Annotated in this window: 1 pseudogene; it reads right to left on the reverse strand. The window is 70.8% G+C overall.

The window, feature by feature from the left end:
• A pseudogene (locus BV453_RS01865) lies at window positions 1-240 on the reverse strand (thiol reductant ABC exporter subunit CydD); the annotation flags it as partial.

Consider the following 240-nt stretch of genomic DNA (forward strand, 5'->3'; position numbering starts at 1 on the left):
GGGATCAGCGGCAGCACGATGATGACCGTGATGCCGCTGGCGGGGTCCTGCCAGAGCATCACGAGCACCAGGATCGGGGTGGCGATCGCCGTCAGCAGCAGCTGCGGCAGGTACCTCGCGAAGTAGTTGTCGAGCGCGTCCAGCCCACTCGTGACCACTGTCGCCACCCGGGCGGACTGCTGACCGGCCAGCCAGTCGGGGCCACGCTCGGCCAGCCGGGCGAGCACCGCGGTGCGGAGC

The organism is Microbacterium sp. ER1 (assembly GCF_023383675.1).
GTDB lineage: Bacteria > Actinomycetota > Actinomycetes > Actinomycetales > Microbacteriaceae > Microbacterium.